Source organism: Pseudomonas sp. 21LCFQ02 (assembly GCF_024129895.2).
Taxonomy (GTDB): Bacteria; Pseudomonadota; Gammaproteobacteria; order Pseudomonadales; family Pseudomonadaceae; genus Aquipseudomonas.
Genome location: NZ_CM178749.1, coordinates 3,945,359 through 3,961,003, shown reverse-complemented (window position 1 = coordinate 3,961,003; position 15,645 = coordinate 3,945,359). Strand labels below are relative to the sequence as shown.

Sequence of the window (15,645 nt, the reverse complement as noted above, 5' to 3'; positions counted from 1 at the left end):
CTTCCAATCCCCCGGAATAGATCCCACCTCCGTCTGTTTATAGCCCGGCCTCACTCCCATACCGCCCCCATCTTTTTCAGATGTTCGTCCACACGGCTGGCCAGCACGGCGACTTCATCAACAAGCTGCGGCAACGGCGTGGCATAGCGCTCACTCAGCTCACGAATACGCCCAGTCAGGGTTTGCGACAAACGATCCAGTTCGCCCTGTACGGCGACGGTCAGGGTGGCCAGCCACTTATCGTCCACCACCAGGGTTTTGATTTCGGCTTCGCTCAGTTGCGGGTATTTGCCGTGGATCTCGTTGCCGAGGTCTTCCTCGGCCTTTTTCAGCTTGGCTTTGAGGGCGCTTTGCCGGTCGAGCAGCTTGGCATAGTCGGCCAGTACCTTGAGTTCATCCTCATAGTCCGGGTCGTTATCGATCTCGCGCTGGCGGGTCTTGATGGCTTTGGCGGTGACTTTCTGCTTGTCGCCTTCGCCTTCGACCACTTCGCTGAGCGAGCCATCTTCGCCGCTGTGCTCTTCGAGCAGTTCGCTCAGGCTTTGCTCGATGCTGGCCAGTTGCGCTTCCAGCTCTGCAATGGCCTCACGCTCAGCGCTGAAGTAGCGGGCAACCAGCAGCTCGACCGGAATCAGGTCGGACTTGAAGCGGCGCTTGCCTTGGCTGTAGTCGTGTTTCTCGGCCCAGACCAGCTTGCCATTCTTATCCTTCACCTTATGCAGCTCACGTACCGACGCGCCCGCCTTCCAGCCGTCGGCGCTGATCAGGTAGCAGTCGTCTTGCATGGCCTCGGCCCAGTAGTCCATCAGGTGCTGGTAGATGTCGTAATGGTCGAGCAAGGGCGCCTTGGCAAAGGCGCTGAGCAGGTCTTCGGAGAGTTTGTAGATCAGCTCCTTGGGGTGGCTACTGGCGGCATCGGCCGCAAAGCCCTTGAGCAGCGGCGTGCTGCTGGCCAGCCATTGTTTGAACAGTACGTCCACCTCGGCCTTGAACGCCGAGAACTGCGGATGGCCGAAGATCACCGGCTTCACGTCGCGATTGACCAGCTCGAAGTAGCCGGGGTGGCCGGCGGGTTTGAACAGCGCCGCACGCAGCTCAGGCATCACATACCAGTAACGCCCCAGAGCATCAATATCCCGCTCGGGGATGCCGCCGCGCAGGTGGCCGACGATGTCCTGAATATCCTCCGGCTCGGTGCTGTCGATATAGCGCGGCAGGTTGAGGTTGAAGCCGTTCTTCGGGTCGCTGATCTCGTCGAAGCCGACCATGCGCGCGTAACGCGGCACATCGACCATGCGCGTATAGGTATCGACGATCTTGTGTACGTCCTGGTCGCGCAGGCGGTTTTTTGGGCCGTCTTTGATAAAGCCTTTGGCGGCATCGATCATGAAGATGCCTTTGCGCGCGGCGGCGTTTTCCTTATCCAGCACCAGGATGCAGGCGGGAATGCCGGTGCCATAAAACAGGTTGGCCGGCAGACCGATGATGGCCTTGAGGTAGCCGGAGCGCACCAGTTTCTCGCGAATTACGGCCTCGGCATTGCCACGAAACAGCACGCCGTGGGGCAGGATGCAGGCGGCTTTTCCGCTGTTTTTCATGGAACGGATGATGTGCAGCAAAAAGGCATAGTCGCCTTGCTTGGCCGGCGGCTCGCCCCAGGCAAAGCGCTGGTAGGGATCGTTGCCGGGCGTTACGCCAACGCTCCAGGTCTTGACCGAGAACGGCGGATTGGCCACCACGTAGTCGTAAGTGCGTAGCTGTTCACCGTCCTTGAACTTGGGCGAGGACAGCGTGCTGCCCTGCAGGATGTTGGCGGTCGGGAAGCCGTGCAGAATCATGTTCATACGGGCGAGACCGGCCGTGGTCACGTCCATTTCCTGGCCTTCCAGGGTGATCGGCTTGCCAGCCTGGTCGGCCACCTTCAACAGCAACGAACCGGAGCCGCAGGTCGGGTCATATACCGTGGTGGCGCCGACCGAATTGGCCGGCGTGATACCAATGATCTTGGCAATAACGCGGCTGACCTCGGAGGGGGTGTAGAACTGCCCTTTGCTCTTGCCGCTTTCACTGGCGAAATGGCGCATCAGATATTCGTAGGCGTCGCCGAGGATGTCGTCGTTGTCGGCGCGGTTCTTCGAGAAATCCAGCTCGGGCTTTTCGAAGATGGCCACCAGATTGCTGAGCCGTTCCACCATGTCCTTCCCTTCGCCGAGCTTGCTCGGGTCGTTGAAGTCGGGGAAGTCAGTGCGGGCCAGCCGTGCGTTGGCATCGATCAGAGGCTGGATGATCTGCGTATTGATCTTGTCGCCTATATTGGGCTTGCCCTTGAGGGCGACCATGTCCTTGAAGCTGGCACCAGACGGGATGGCCACCGGTGGCGCAAAGTCATCCGAGTTGCCGTACTTGTCGGAGATGTACTTGATGAACAGCATGAACAGGACGTAATCCTTGTACTGGCTGGCATCCATCCCGCCGCGCAACTCGTCGCACGAAGCCCAGAGGGAAGAGTAAAGGTCGGATTTCTTGATAGCCACAGACAACCCTTGCAATGAGACTGGAAGCATTCCCCTTCCACTGATCGCAACCTGAATTTAGCCTAGAAGCTGACTCAGAAATCTGCGAAGGGGCGAGGATAGGCTCTGGTCTGGCACCAAAGCTTCGAAAAACGTCGCACAGCTAAGCGGCACAGAACGCTAAGTGACGCGCAAATTAGCAGATGAAATATAGTGGGGCAAAAAGTGGGGCAAATTTCAAAATTGCCAAAATTACTCGCCCATAAAAAAATCCAGCCACCGCTAAGTGACTGGATTTTAGGGATTTAATGGTCGGGACGGAGTGATTCGAACACTCGACCCCTTGCACCCCATGCAAGTGCGCTACCGGGCTGCGCTACGCCCCGACTCCGGTGGTGAAACACTTCCACTGCTGCGGAAGTGGTGAGGAATATACCCTAAGCTTTTGAATTATGGAAGCATTCTGGGTTTTTTGTTTCTCAGGACTTGAGCAACACCAGAACATCCTCCAGCTCGGCAATCATCTGCTGAATCATCTGCTTGTACTGCTGGGTGTCATCCTGAGGCTCGCCGCTGGTGAGGCGCAGACGCGCCCCGCCAATGGTAAAGCCCTGATCGTATAGCAGACCACGGATCTGCCGGATCATCAGCACATCCTGGCGCTGATAATACCGGCGGTTCCCGCGTCGTTTGACGGGGTTGAGCTGAGGAAACTCCTGTTCCCAATAGCGCAGAACATGCGGTTTTACCGCGCAAAGCTCGCTCACTTCACCAATGGTGAAGTAGCGTTTGCCCGGAATGGGCGGTAGCTCATGGTTATGGCTTGGTTCCAGCATAAGCTTCAACTCGGGCTTTCAACTTCTGCCCTGGACGAAAGGTGACTACACGGCGGGCTGTAATAGGGATTTCTTCCCCGGTTTTCGGATTTCGGCCCGGTCGCTGGCGTTTGTCGCGCAGATCGAAATTGCCGAAACCGGACAATTTCACCTGTTCGTTGTCTTCCAGCGCGTGCCTTATTTCCTCAAAAAACAGCTCGACCAATTCCTTGGCTTCGCGTTTGTTCAGGCCCAGTTCGTCATAGAGACGCTCGGCCATCTCAGCTTTCGTCAGAGCCCCCATACGTCATTTCCTTAACGTGGTGTTTAACCTCTCCTCAAGCGAGGTGAGGATTGCAAGCGTCGTTGCGTTGACCTCATCGTCATTAAGAGTGCGCGATGGATGCTGCCAGGTCAAGCCGACAGCGAGGCTTTTTCTATGCGGATCAATACCTTTACCTTGATACACATCGAACAGCCTGAGATCGGTGAGCCATTCACCGGCATTTTCGCGGATCACATCGAGAACCGCGCTGGCGGCAACATCGCGATCAGCCAGCAACGCCAGGTCACGGCGCACTTCAGGGAAGCGCGACAGCTCGCTGAACTTCGGCAGACGGCCTTCGGCAACTTCAGCCAGAACCAGCTCGAACACGAACACCGGGCGATCCAGGCCCAACTGCTTGGCCAACTCAGGGTGCAGAGCGCCCAGGTAGCCGACTTCGCGACCGTCGCGCTCGATCAGCGCGGTCTGGCCAGGATGCAGTGCCGGGTGTTTGCCTGCTTTGAAAGTAAAGGCGTTCAACGCCCCCGCGAAGCCCAACACCGCTTCAACATCCGCCTTCACGTCGAAGAAGTCCACTGCATCACGAGCCTGCGCCCAGCCTTCAGGCAGGCGACTGCCGCACACCACACCGGCCAGCATCGGCTGTTGCTTCAGGCCATCGAGCTGACCGACGAAACGCAGGCCGCTTTCGAACAGGCGCACACGGTCCTGCTGGCGGTTGAGGTTGTGTTGCAACGCCTTGACCAGGCCCGGCCACAGCGAGGAGCGCATCGCCGCCATGTCGTTGGAGATCGGGTTGGCCAGCAGCAGTGGCTGTACGCCTGGGCTGAACAGTTCAAACCATTTAGGATCGATGAAGCTGTAGGTGATCGCTTCCTGGTAACCACGGGCCACCAGCAGACGGCGCAGCTCCGGCAGATCGCCACGCGCTTCGGCTTTGGCCTGAGGCGCCAGTCGGGCTTGCGGGTAGCGAACCGGCAGGTGATTGTAGCCATACAGGCGCGCCAGTTCTTCGATCAGGTCGACTTCCAGACTGATATCGAAGCGGTGGCTTGGCACTTCGACACGCCACTGGCCTTCACCTTCAGCGCTTGGGGTAAGGCCCAAACCTGTGAGCAGGCGCTCGATCTGCGCCGCATCGATGGCCAGGCCCAGCATCTGCTCGACACGAGCAGCACGTAGAGTGATCGGCTCGACTTTCGGCAGGTGCTGTTCGCTGGCCGCCTCGATGATCGGTCCCGCCTCACCGCCGGTGATTTCCAGCAACAGGCCGGTGGCCCGCTCCATGGCTTCACGGGCCAGTTGCGAGTCAACGCCGCGCTCGTAGCGGTGCGAAGCGTCAGTGTGCAGACCGTAGGAACGCGCCTTGCCCGCCACCGAGATGGTGTCGAAGAATGCGCTTTCCAGGAAGATATCCTGGGTCTTGGCGGTCACACCACTGTGTTCGCCGCCCATCACGCCGGCGATCGCCAGGGCGCGCTGGTGGTCAGCGATGACCAGGGTGTCGGCACGCAGGGTGACTTCCTGGCCGTCGAGCAGGACCAGTTTCTCGCCCTCCTCGGCCATCCGCACCCGAATGCCACCGTTGATTTCGGCAAGATCAAACGCATGCAGCGGCTGACCCAGTTCGATCATCACGTAGTTGGTAATGTCCACGGCAGCGTCGATGCTGCGGATATCCGAGCGACGCAGGCGCTCGACCATCCACAACGGGGTCGGACGCGACAGGTCAACATTACGGATTACCCGACCCAGATAGCGTGGGCAGGCCTGCGGTGCCAGCACGTCGACCGGGCGTACTTCATCATGGCTGGCCGCAACGGCAGGCACTTGCACACGAGTGACCGGCGCGTCGTACAGCGCGCCCACTTCACGGGCTAGCCCCGCGAGCGACAGGCAGTCGCCACGGTTAGGGGTCAGGTCGACCTCGATGCTGGCATCGTCCAGTTGCAGGTACACGCGCAGGTCTTCGCCCACCGGCGCATCGGCTGCCAGTTCCAGCAGGCCGTCATTGCCTTCACCCAGTTCCAGTTCAGCGGCCGAGCACAGCATGCCGTTGGACTCGACGCCGCGCAGCTTGGCCTTCTTGATCTTGAAGTCGCCAGGCAGTTGCGCACCGATCATGGCGAACGGAATTTTCAGGCCGGGGCGCACGTTAGGGGCGCCACACACCACCTGAAAGGTTTCGCTACCGCTGCTGACCTGGCAAACCCGCAGTTTGTCAGCGTCAGGGTGCTGCTCGGTGCTGAGCACTTCACCAACCACAACACCGGAAAATACACCGGCGACCAGCGCCACGCTGTCGACTTCCAGACCGGCCATCGACAGACGGGCCACCAGCTCGTCGCGGGAGACCTGCGGGCTTACCCAGCCACGCAGCCATTGTTCACTGAATTTCATCCTGTTCTCCTGAAAGATTCTTTACCGGCACGACCTAGCGAAATTGCGCGAGGAAGCGCAAATCGTTGTCGAAGAACAGGCGCAAATCGTTGACGCCATAACGCAGCATGGCCAGACGCTCGACGCCCATGCCGAAGGCGAAGCCCTGGAACTGCTCCGGATCGATACCGGACATGCGCAGCACGTTAGGATGCACCATGCCGCAGCCCATGACTTCCAGCCAGCCGGTCTGCTTGCAGACCCGGCAGCCGTTGCCGCTGCACATCACGCACTCCATGTCGACTTCCGCCGATGGCTCGGTGAACGGGAAGTACGAAGGGCGGAAGCGTACGGCCAGCTCTTTCTCGAAGAACACCCGCAGGAACTCTTCGATGGTGCCTTTGAGGTCTGCGAAGTTGATGTCGCGATCGACCAGCAGGCCTTCGATCTGGTGGAACATCGGCGAATGGGTGATATCGGAGTCGCTGCGATACACCCGACCTGGGCAAACAATACGGATTGGCGGCTGCTGCGCCTCCATGGAGCGGACCTGAACCGGTGAGGTGTGGGTGCGCAACAGCATGTTGGCATTGAAATAGAAGGTGTCATGCATCGAACGGGCTGGGTGGTGGCCCGGGATGTTGAGCGCCTCGAAATTGTGGTAGTCGTCTTCGACTTCCGGGCCTTCGGCAATGCCGTAGCCAATATGGGTAAAGAACTGCTCGATACGTTCCAGAGTGCGGGTGATCGGGTGCAGACCACCGGTGGTCTGGCCGCGGCCCGGCAGGGTCACGTCAATGCACTCGGCGGCGAGCTTGGCGGACAGTTCCGCTTGCTCGAACGACGCCTTGCGGGCATTGAGAACCTCTGTGACACGCTCCTTGGCATCGTTGATCAGGGCGCCGACTTTGGGGCGCTCCTCTGCCGGCAGGTTGCCCAGGGTCTTCATCACCTGAGTCAGCTCGCCTTTTTTGCCGAGGTAGTGAACCCGGATTTGCTCCAGGGCATTGATATCTTCGGCGCTTTGCACAGCCTCAAGAGCTTGGGAGACCAGCGCGTCCAGGTTTTCCATGTACAGACTCCAGATACGAAATAGGGGAAGAGCCCAGGCTCTTCCCCTATTTATGACGTTCAATACCAGCCCGGAAAATCCGGGCCAGTGACTGTCGGGGACTTAGGCCAAAGAGGCTTTAGCTTTCTCGACAATCGCAGCAAACGCCGCTTTTTCGTTCACTGCCAGATCGGCCAGTACCTTACGGTCGATCTCGATGGAAGCCTTTTTCAGGCCAGCGATCAGACGGCTGTAAGACAGACCGTTGGTACGAGCACCGGCGTTGATACGGGCGATCCACAGAGCGCGGAACTGACGCTTCTTCTGACGGCGGTCGCGGTAGGCGTACTGGCCTGCCTTGATAACCGCTTGCTTGGCGACGCGGAATACGCGTGAACGCGCACCGTAGTAGCCTTTAGCAAGTTTCAGAATCTTTTTGTGACGCTTACGGGCAATGACGCCACGCTTTACACGAGCCATGAGTTACTTCCTCTTAATCTTGATCAAAATTAACGCAGGCGCAGCATGCGCTCGACTTTTTGCACGTCAGACGGGTGCAGCAAGCTGGCACCGCGCAGTTGACGCTTACGCTTGGTCGACATTTTGGTCAGGATGTGGCTCTTGAAAGCGTGCTTGTGCTTGATGCCGTTGGCGGTTTTCAGAAACCGCTTGGCTGCACCGCTTTTGGTTTTCATTTTTGGCATGTTCGGATACTCCGCATTCAATTGATAAACATAACCGCAAGGCCTGCCGTGCCCTGGTGGTTACTTCTTCTTTTTCGGGGCGATGACCATGATAAGCTGGCGTCCTTCCATCTTCGGATGCTGCTCGACAGTCCCGTATTCCACGAGGTCAGCTTCGACCCGCTTCAACAGTTCCATCCCCAGCTCCTGGTGAGCCATCTCACGGCCGCGGAATCGCAAGGAAACCTTGGCCCTGTCCCCGTCACTAAGGAAACGTACCAGGTTGCGTAGTTTTACCTGGTAATCCCCTTCCTCCGTCCCTGGACGAAACTTGATTTCTTTAACCTGAATCTGCTTCTGGTTTTTCTTCGCTGCAGCGACCTGCTTCTTCTTTTCGAAGAGCGATTTGCCGTAATCCATGATACGGCAAACCGGGGGCACTGCGTCGGCAGAAATTTCTACCAGATCCAGTTTCGCCTCATCGGCGATACGAAGCGCTTCATCAATAGAGACGATGCCAATCTGCTCGCCATCAGCGCCAATTAACCGAACCTCGCGCGCCGAGATATTCTCATTGATCGGGGCCTTTGGTGCAGTTCGTTTATCTTGTCTCATATCACGCTTAATAATAATTACTCCGAATCTTGGCGACCACGCCGGGAAACCGCTTGCGTAAGGAATTCAGCGAATTGGGCGACCGGCATCGAACCTAGGTCGGCGCCTTCGCGAGTACGCACAGCGACAGTTTGCGTTTCGACTTCCCGATCTCCGATAACGAGGAGATAAGGAACCTTGAGCAAGGTATGCTCGCGGATTTTAAAGCCGATTTTCTCATTTCTCAAGTCGGACTTGGCACGGAACCCGCTTTCGAGCAGAGTTTTTTCGACCTGCTGGGCAAAATCGGCCTGTTTGTCGGTGATATTCATGATCACCGCCTGGGTCGGAGCCAGCCACGCCGGGAACGATCCCTCGTAGTGCTCGATCAGGATGCCGATGAAACGCTCGAACGAGCCCAGGATCGCGCGGTGCAGCATGACCGGGTGTTTGCGGCCGTTATCTTCGGACACATACTCGGCGCTCAGGCGGATCGGCAGGTTGAAGTCCAGCTGCAGGGTACCGCACTGCCAGACACGCCCCAGGCAGTCTTTCAGGGAGAATTCGATCTTCGGACCGTAGAAGGCGCCCTCGCCCGGCTGCAACTGGTACGGCAGGCCGGCACTGTCGAGCGCCGATGCCAGCGCAGCCTCGGCACGATCCCACAGTTCGTCGGAACCGACGCGCTTTTCCGGACGAGTGGACAGCTTGAGCTCGATATCCTTGAAGCCGAAATCGGCGTAAACGTCGAGAGTCAGCTTGATAAATGCCGCCGACTCGGACTGCATCTGCTCTTCGGTGCAGAAAATGTGTGCATCGTCCTGAGTGAAACCACGCACCCGCATGATGCCATGCAACGCACCGGACGGCTCGTTACGATGGCAGGCACCAAACTCGGCCAGACGCAGCGGCAGCTCGCGGTAGCTCTTCAGGCCCTGATTGAACACCTGCACGTGGCACGGGCAGTTCATCGGCTTAATGGCGTAGTCGCGGCTTTCCGACTCAGTGGTGAACATGTTGTCGGCGTAGTTGGCCCAGTGCCCGGACTTCTCCCACAGGCTGCGATCAACCACCTGTGGCGTTTTGATTTCCAGGTAGCCATTGTCACGCTGCACTTTGCGCATGTACTGCTCAAGCACCTGATACAGGGTCCAGCCCTGCGGATGCCAGAACACCATGCCCGGTGCTTCTTCCTGGGTGTGAAACAGGCCCAGACGCTTGCCGATCTTGCGGTGATCGCGCTTTTCAGCTTCTTCGATGCGCTGCACGTAAGCCGCCAGCTGCTTCTTGTCAGCCCAGGCAGTACCGTAGACGCGCTGCAGCTGCTCATTCTTGGCATCGCCGCGCCAGTAGGCGCCGGACAGCTTGGTCAGCTTGAATGCCTTGAGGAAGCGGGTGTTCGGCACGTGCGGACCACGGCACATGTCGACGTATTCTTCGTGATAGTACAGACCCATGGCCTGCTCGTCCGGCATGTCTTCGACCAGACGCAACTTGTAGTCTTCCTGGCGGGCAGAGAAAACTTCGATCACTTCGGCGCGCGGGGTCACCTTCTTGATAACGTCGTAGTCAGTGTCGATCAGCTGTTGCATGCGCTGTTCGATGGCCGCCAGGTCATCCGGGGTGAAAGGCCGCTCGTAAGCGATGTCGTAATAGAAGCCTTCGTCGATCACCGGACCGATCACCATTTTGGCGGTCGGATACAGTTGCTTGACCGCGTGGCCGACCAGGTGCGCACAGGAGTGACGAATGATCTCCACGCCTTCCTGATCTTTCGGGGTGATGATCTGCAGGCTGGCATCAGTGCTGATCAGATCACATGCGTCGACCAGCTTGCCGTCGACCTTGCCGGCCACGGTAGCCTTGGCAAGACCGGCACCAATGGACAGTGCGACATCGTAGACCGATACCGGATTATCGAAAGAACGTTGACTGCCGTCGGGAAGAGTAATGATGGGCATGGCGCCTCCTCTCCTAGTGGTGACCCCTACCAAAGGTCACGTGGGTTGGGATGAGCCAGTAGCGATTCGGTGGTATGCCTGCCTCACAGTGGCAGGAGCCCTCAGGCCAACCGGACCGAACCCGATAACTGGATTGTACGAAACGTCTGCCTGCAGGGGGCTTATAGAGAAAGCCGCCATTGCGACAGGAGCGGCATCCTAGCACAACCCGCGCGCGTGATACCTGCCGACATGAAATTAGATCCTTTTCTTCTATCAGGCTGAACCGCCGCCGCCTCAAACCGTCTCACAAGACGCAAGCCAGTAAAAAGTCTGACCAAGGAGAACACCATGAAGCTTCCAAGCCCGTCTGCCCTCCTCGCCTGCATCGCCCTGGCAGCCCCGCTGGGCGCGCAAGCGGCCATGGACAACACGACCCGTAGCACGTTCATCAACGAATGCGTCAGTGCTGCCAAGGCGCAGAATCTGGATGAGAAGTCGGCCAAGGCTCACTGCGACTGCGGCGCCAAACAGGTCGATGGGCATTTCAGCCAGGCGGAGATCACCAAGCTCAATAACTCTGGCGAGACCCCGGACCCGCAGCTGACCCAAAAGCTGCGTACCTTGGTCGCCGAAAACTGTGTCGCGAAAAAGAACTGACTCATCGCGCCTGCAAAAGGAACGATCGCCGTGATGCAGGTCAAAAATCTGCACCGGTGATCGCTACAGGCGGTTTTGAAAAACACCCCGGCGCGCTCAATTGAACTATCATGACAGCGTGTGCCCAGCAGGCTGAGCGACACGTTACTGAAATTCATGTTTCCGGAGATGCACCATGTCCAATCGCCAAACCGGCACCGTCAAGTGGTTCAACGATGAAAAAGGCTTCGGCTTTATCACCCCTCAAGGCGGCGGCGACGATCTGTTCGTACACTTCAAAGCGATCAAGGCGGAAGGCTTCAAGAGCCTGAAGGAAGGACAGACAGTCTCGTTCATCGCTGCACGGGGCCAGAAAGGCATGCAAGCTGAAGAAGTCACTATTGTCTGATTTGGCACCGCATAAAAAACCCCGTTGATGTTGACGGGGTTTTTTTATGCCTGGAGAAGCGTCTGCTCAGCCGCAGTTGACGCGAATCACCTTGCCAGTGGCATCGGTATTGACGTTGACCCGTTCCGAGCGGTACTCCAGCGTGACCATGTCGTTAGGGCCCAGGATGCGCGCATCCATCGCACCGGACTGGCTGCGAACCTGATTGAGCAATTCGAGCGAGGCCTGTTTGCCGACCGCCGACTGCGCGCCACCGGCATCGCAACGGCCATCACCGGCTGGACGCGCTGGCGCTTCAGCGGCCTTCGGCGCTTGGGATGGCGACTCGGGCGCGGATGTCGTGCTGCAGCCTGCCAGTAGCGATGTCACTGCGACAAAACCAAGTGTTGCGAATTTCCAGGGCATTACAGCCTCCTTTACCGATGAACAGGATCAGACCTTCTGCGACCACACGTAAGCGTATTGGTTGCACATAGCCGTCCGTGGGGCGGGAGTCTGCCCCAGTCGAGAGTTTACCGGGGTCGACAAATCGTCACAAAACGTTAATAGGTGCTTTGTGGTGACCCGTCATCCGCTGCGTAAGTCGAAGTGCCAAAGAGGCGCGGTAGTGGTTTACTGCACGCGCCCGTTTTCAGCCAACAGAACGGGCTGCAAATAGCTGGACACCACACAGGACCATAGAAACATGTCAATCGTATCCATCGAAGCGGACATCAAGGCCCGCTGGCCGCAGGGGCAGTGCGCACACAGCCCCGGCTCCGCAGAAGAACTGGCAATCATTGCCATCGACTTGCTGATCAAGGAACTGGGCACCGAAAACGCTCAAGCCTTTATCGGCCAGGTCTTGAGTCGCTACGCTGCACCGGCCATAGAAGCCTGAAACCGGCATTCACTTCAGGCGCGCCAGACGCTCGCTGAGCAAGTCGAAAAACCCTTGAGCATCGCCATCAGCAACCCAGAACACGTTGTCGGGTTGCTTGAGGGTGCCGTACCAGTCTGCCACGGTCTGGCCAAAGCCAAGCCCCTCGCGGCTGTCGATAGCCAGGTTGACAGGCCTGCCCGAAAACAATTCCGGTTTAAGCAACCAGGCAATCACGCTGGCATCGTGCACAGGCCCGCCGGGCAAGCCGTAATGCTCCATGTCGAGCTTCACGTAGGCTTGCAGAATATCCTTGACCAGCTTGCCCGCCCGGTTACCCAGGCCGCCAATACGAGCAATACGCGCGTCACTGGTGAGAATCTTGTGGGTGACATCCAGCGGAATGTAAGTCAGCTTCACGCCGCTAGCCAACACTACCTGTGCGGCATGGGGGTCGGCAAACAGATTGAATTCGGCCACCGGGGTGATATTGCCGCCATTAAAGTGCGCCCCACCCATGATGACCACTTCCTTGATGCCCTGCGTAATTTCCGGCGCCTGGGTCAACGCCAGCGCCAGATTGGTCTGCGGCCCGAGCATGGCAATGGTGATACTGTGCGGCGCGGCGTTGCTCAGCGTGCGAATCAGGTAATCGACAGCATTGCCCTCGGCCAGTTTGGCCTGCGGCTCATAAACCTCAACCCCGGGCAGGCCTTCCTGGCCATGAACGTTTTCTGCGTAGATTGGCGGGCGCACCAACGGCCGTGGCGCCCCGGCATACACCGGGACACTTTCGCGGCCGCCCCACTCCCTGGCCAACCGGGCATTGCGCGAGGTTTTGTCGAGCCGCACATTGCCCGCCACGGTGGTGATAGCCAGCAAGTTGAGTTCTTCAGGCGACGCCAGAGCCAGCAACAGCGCAACCACGTCATCGGCGCCCGGGTCGGTGTCGATGATCAAATCACGCTTTTCTGCCGCCTGGGCAGTGGTTACCCCGAGCATGGCCAGCATTGCTACTCCTGCAATCAGTTGTTTGAACCTTGAAATCCCTGTCATGCATCACTCCTCATTTGTTCACTAGAAAACAACACCCGCGACCAGCGCCACATTGCTGTAGGGCTGGCATTCGCCGGTACGCACGATCGCCTTGGCCGTGCGGCTCAAGACTTTCAGCTCCTCATGGCTGACCCAGCTCTGCCGACCCAGTTGGCCGTCGATCTGCAAGGTCTCGATGACCTGCAAGGCCGGCGGCTGGACCTCGATCATTTCCCGTGCCAGCACATGGCTCTCGACCTGCATTTCGCTAAGCACCACATCCAGCGCGGCGATAAAGTCCGGAACGCCGCGGGTCAGCGCCAGATCGATCAGTTCAACGCCTGGCGGCACCGGCATGCCTGCATCGACAATCAGCAGCACATCGCCATGCCCCAGCGACGCAATCACCCGTGACAGGGCAATATTGAGCAATGGAGTTTTCTTCATGACGCCATGAACCTCTTCACTTCATCCAGCACAGGAATCGAAGGTTGGGCTCCCTCACGGGTCACCGACAGCGCTGCAGCCGCCTGCGCCAGACGCAATGCCTGCTCCGGCGCCTGCCCCCGCGCCAGGGCAGCGGCAAAACCACCGACAAAGGTATCGCCCGCCGCCGTGGTATCCACGGCCGACACGCGGTGGGCGGCACTCTGCTGCACGCCAGACTCGTTGACCCACAACACCCCTTGCCCACCGAGCGTGACAATCACGTTCGCCACCCCCGCGCTCAGCAGAACACCTGCTGCGGCCTCGGCCTCGGCTACCGAGCTAACCGGCAAGCCGCTCAGCGCCTGAGCCTCGCTTTCGTTGGGGATCAGGTAGTCGATCAGACCGTACCAGTGCGCAGGCAGCGGCTCACTGGCCGGGGCGGGGTTGAGAATCACCGTACAGCCCAGCTCACGCGCACGTCGCAGGCTGTACTCAACAGTGGCTAGCGGGACTTCCAATTGGCAGACAACGACCTTGGCCGAGGCCAGCAGAGCATCGAAACGCTCAACCGAGGCCGGGAGCAATTCGCCGTTGCCGCCCGCCACGATCACAATCGCGTTCTGGCCATGCTCATCAACCAGGATTGACGCGATGCCGGTATTGACCCCTGGCGCACAACAGACGCCCTGACAGTCGATCCCTTCGTCCAGCAGCGCATCGCGCAATTGCTTGCCATAACCATCATCACCAACGCAGCCGATCATTGCCACCTGACTGCCCAACCGCGCTGCAGCAACCGCCTGATTGGCACCCTTGCCACCCGCTACGGTGACAAACGAACGACCGGTCAACGTCTCGCCCGGACGCGGCAGACGCGGCGTACGCACCACCAGGTCCATGTTCAGGCTGCCGATTACCACTACTTGTTCTTGCATGATTGTGGCCTTGGCCTCTCATCCAAACCGGATTGTTGTGCTGGCCAGCCTGCAACGGCTGACCGGATAGATTTAAAGCGCAGCGACTGGCGCGGTGGACTCCCGCACCACCACGTCAGGCCTGATCAGCAGTTTTTCAACAGGCTCACCGGGGTTGGCGATGCGCCGCAACAGCCGCTGCGCAGCGGCCTCGCCCAACTGCATGATCGACTGGCCGACCGTGGTCAGGGCCGGGTACACGAACCGACTGAGTTGTACATCGTCAAAGCCGATGACCGACAGCGCTTGCGGCACGCTGATACCTCGCTCGGCCGCGGCACGCAGAACACCGATGCCAATCATGTCGTTACCGGCGAAAATCGCCGTGGGTCGTTCACCCGCCAGCAAGGCGGCGGCTGCCTGGTGCCCCGCCGGGCTGGTGAAGTCGCTGTACAGCGCCCATTCCTGCCGGGCCGATACACCTGCCTGCTGCAAGGCGCGCCGGTAACCGGCCAGGCGCATGGCGGTAACGGCGGCGTGTTGCGGGCCGGCAATGCAAGCAATCTGTCGATGCCCCAGCGCCAGCAAATGACGGGTCGCCAGCCACGCACCCTGCTCGTGATCGATGCGAACCAGATCGGCATCCACGCCTGCCAGCTCACGGTCGACAATCACCGTCGGAGTGCGCACCGCCGCTAACCCGCCGGCAATTCCCGCATCGCCATCCACGGAAGAAACGATCAGGCCGTCGACGCGCTTTTCCTGCAGTACGCGCAGGTAATTGCGCTGTTTCTGCGGGTCGTCGTCGGAGTTGCAGAGAATCACACAGAAGCCGTTACGCTCGCAGTGATCCTCGATGCCTCTGGCCAGCTCGGCAAAATACGGGTTCATGCCGTTAGGCACCAGCAGCCCGATGGTTGCAGTGGCCTGAGCCTTGAGTGAGCGGGCCACGGCACTGGGTACGTAGTCGAGCTGAACGATGGCCGCCTCGACCTTGAGACGCACCGCCTCACTGACCGGTCGGCTGTTATTCAACACGTGAGACACGGTTGTGTAGGAAATGCCCGCAAGGGCGGCCACGTCTTTGATAGTTGCCATT

General features: G+C 59.0%; 17 protein-coding genes and 1 tRNA gene. 3 read left to right on the top strand and 15 right to left on the bottom strand.

Annotated features, from left to right (window positions below; translation table 11 throughout):
• Positions 1-50 precede the first annotated feature (50 nt).
• From NJC40_RS17885 to thrS, 10 genes are all read right to left on the bottom strand, one after another.
• Positions 51-2,564, bottom strand: a complete 2,514-nt coding sequence (locus tag NJC40_RS17885) for a type I restriction-modification system subunit M (protein WP_253140485.1) — start codon at positions 2,562-2,564, stop codon at positions 51-53.
• Positions 2,565-2,822: 258 nt separating this feature from the next.
• Positions 2,823-2,899 (bottom strand) — tRNA-Pro (locus NJC40_RS17880).
• Between the two features lie 93 nt (positions 2,900-2,992).
• Positions 2,993-3,349 (bottom strand): MerR family transcriptional regulator, encoded by a 357-nt coding sequence (locus NJC40_RS17875; RefSeq protein ID WP_045490390.1) that lies wholly within the window; start codon positions 3,347-3,349, stop codon positions 2,993-2,995.
• Positions 3,330-3,632, bottom strand: a complete 303-nt coding sequence (gene ihfA, locus NJC40_RS17870) for an integration host factor subunit alpha (protein ID WP_045490388.1) — start codon at positions 3,630-3,632, stop codon at positions 3,330-3,332. Before ihfA ends, NJC40_RS17875 begins: the two co-directional genes overlap by 20 nt.
• Positions 3,633-3,635: 3 nt before the next feature.
• A complete protein-coding gene (gene pheT / locus NJC40_RS17865) occupies positions 3,636-6,014 on the bottom strand; it encodes a phenylalanine--tRNA ligase subunit beta (protein WP_253140484.1) in 2,379 nt (792 codons plus the stop codon).
• 34 nt (positions 6,015-6,048) lie between these two features.
• A complete protein-coding gene (gene pheS, locus NJC40_RS17860) occupies positions 6,049-7,065 on the bottom strand; it encodes a phenylalanine--tRNA ligase subunit alpha (protein WP_253110793.1) in 1,017 nt (338 codons plus the stop codon).
• Between the two features lie 102 nt (positions 7,066-7,167).
• On the bottom strand, positions 7,168-7,524 hold the full coding sequence (rplT, locus tag NJC40_RS17855; protein WP_045490382.1) for a 50S ribosomal protein L20: 357 nt from the start codon (positions 7,522-7,524) through the stop codon (positions 7,168-7,170).
• A gap of 29 nt (positions 7,525-7,553) precedes the next feature.
• Positions 7,554-7,748 (bottom strand): 50S ribosomal protein L35, encoded by a 195-nt coding sequence (rpmI, locus tag NJC40_RS17850; protein ID WP_045490380.1) that lies wholly within the window; start codon positions 7,746-7,748, stop codon positions 7,554-7,556.
• A 60-nt stretch (positions 7,749-7,808) separates the two neighbouring features.
• Positions 7,809-8,360, bottom strand: a complete 552-nt coding sequence (gene infC / locus NJC40_RS17845) for a translation initiation factor IF-3 (RefSeq protein ID WP_173426720.1) — start codon at positions 8,358-8,360, stop codon at positions 7,809-7,811.
• Positions 8,360-10,282, bottom strand: coding sequence for a threonine--tRNA ligase (gene thrS, locus NJC40_RS17840; protein ID WP_045490378.1), 1,923 nt, complete (start codon positions 10,280-10,282; stop codon positions 8,360-8,362). Before thrS ends, infC begins: the two co-directional genes overlap by 1 nt.
• A gap of 330 nt (positions 10,283-10,612) precedes the next feature.
• Here thrS and NJC40_RS17835 point away from each other — a divergent pair, with 330 nt between their 5' ends.
• Both NJC40_RS17835 and NJC40_RS17830 read left to right on the top strand, forming a co-directional pair.
• Positions 10,613-10,921, top strand: coding sequence for a hypothetical protein (locus NJC40_RS17835; RefSeq protein WP_045490376.1), 309 nt, complete (start codon positions 10,613-10,615; stop codon positions 10,919-10,921).
• Between the two features lie 175 nt (positions 10,922-11,096).
• Positions 11,097-11,309, top strand: coding sequence for a cold-shock protein (locus NJC40_RS17830; protein WP_045490374.1), 213 nt, complete (start codon positions 11,097-11,099; stop codon positions 11,307-11,309).
• A gap of 66 nt (positions 11,310-11,375) precedes the next feature.
• On the opposite strand, the gene NJC40_RS17825 is transcribed toward NJC40_RS17830, so the two are convergent.
• Positions 11,376-11,714: an I78 family peptidase inhibitor gene (locus NJC40_RS17825; protein ID WP_253140483.1), complete on the bottom strand. Its 339-nt coding sequence runs from the start codon at positions 11,712-11,714 to the stop codon at positions 11,376-11,378.
• A 280-nt stretch (positions 11,715-11,994) separates the two neighbouring features.
• On the opposite strand from NJC40_RS17825, the gene NJC40_RS17820 reads away from it, so the two are divergent.
• On the top strand, positions 11,995-12,189 hold the full coding sequence (locus NJC40_RS17820) for a hypothetical protein (RefSeq protein WP_045490369.1): 195 nt from the start codon (positions 11,995-11,997) through the stop codon (positions 12,187-12,189).
• 9 nt (positions 12,190-12,198) lie between these two features.
• On the opposite strand, the gene NJC40_RS17815 is transcribed toward NJC40_RS17820, so the two are convergent.
• The 4 genes from NJC40_RS17815 to NJC40_RS17800 all read right to left on the bottom strand — a co-directional run bounded on the left by NJC40_RS17815 (position 12,199) and on the right by NJC40_RS17800 (position 15,644).
• Complete coding sequence (locus NJC40_RS17815) at positions 12,199-13,224, bottom strand: nucleoside hydrolase (protein ID WP_492180364.1); 1,026 nt, start codon at positions 13,222-13,224, stop codon at positions 12,199-12,201.
• A 21-nt stretch (positions 13,225-13,245) separates the two neighbouring features.
• Positions 13,246-13,650: a D-ribose pyranase gene (gene rbsD / locus NJC40_RS17810; RefSeq protein ID WP_253140482.1), complete on the bottom strand. Its 405-nt coding sequence runs from the start codon at positions 13,648-13,650 to the stop codon at positions 13,246-13,248.
• Positions 13,647-14,567: a ribokinase gene (gene rbsK / locus NJC40_RS17805; protein WP_253140481.1), complete on the bottom strand. Its 921-nt coding sequence runs from the start codon at positions 14,565-14,567 to the stop codon at positions 13,647-13,649. Before rbsK ends, rbsD begins: the two co-directional genes overlap by 4 nt.
• Positions 14,568-14,639: 72 nt before the next feature.
• Entirely contained in the window at positions 14,640-15,644 is a 1,005-nt protein-coding gene (locus tag NJC40_RS17800; protein WP_253140480.1) for a LacI family DNA-binding transcriptional regulator, read from the bottom strand.
• Position 15,645 lies beyond the last annotated feature (1 nt).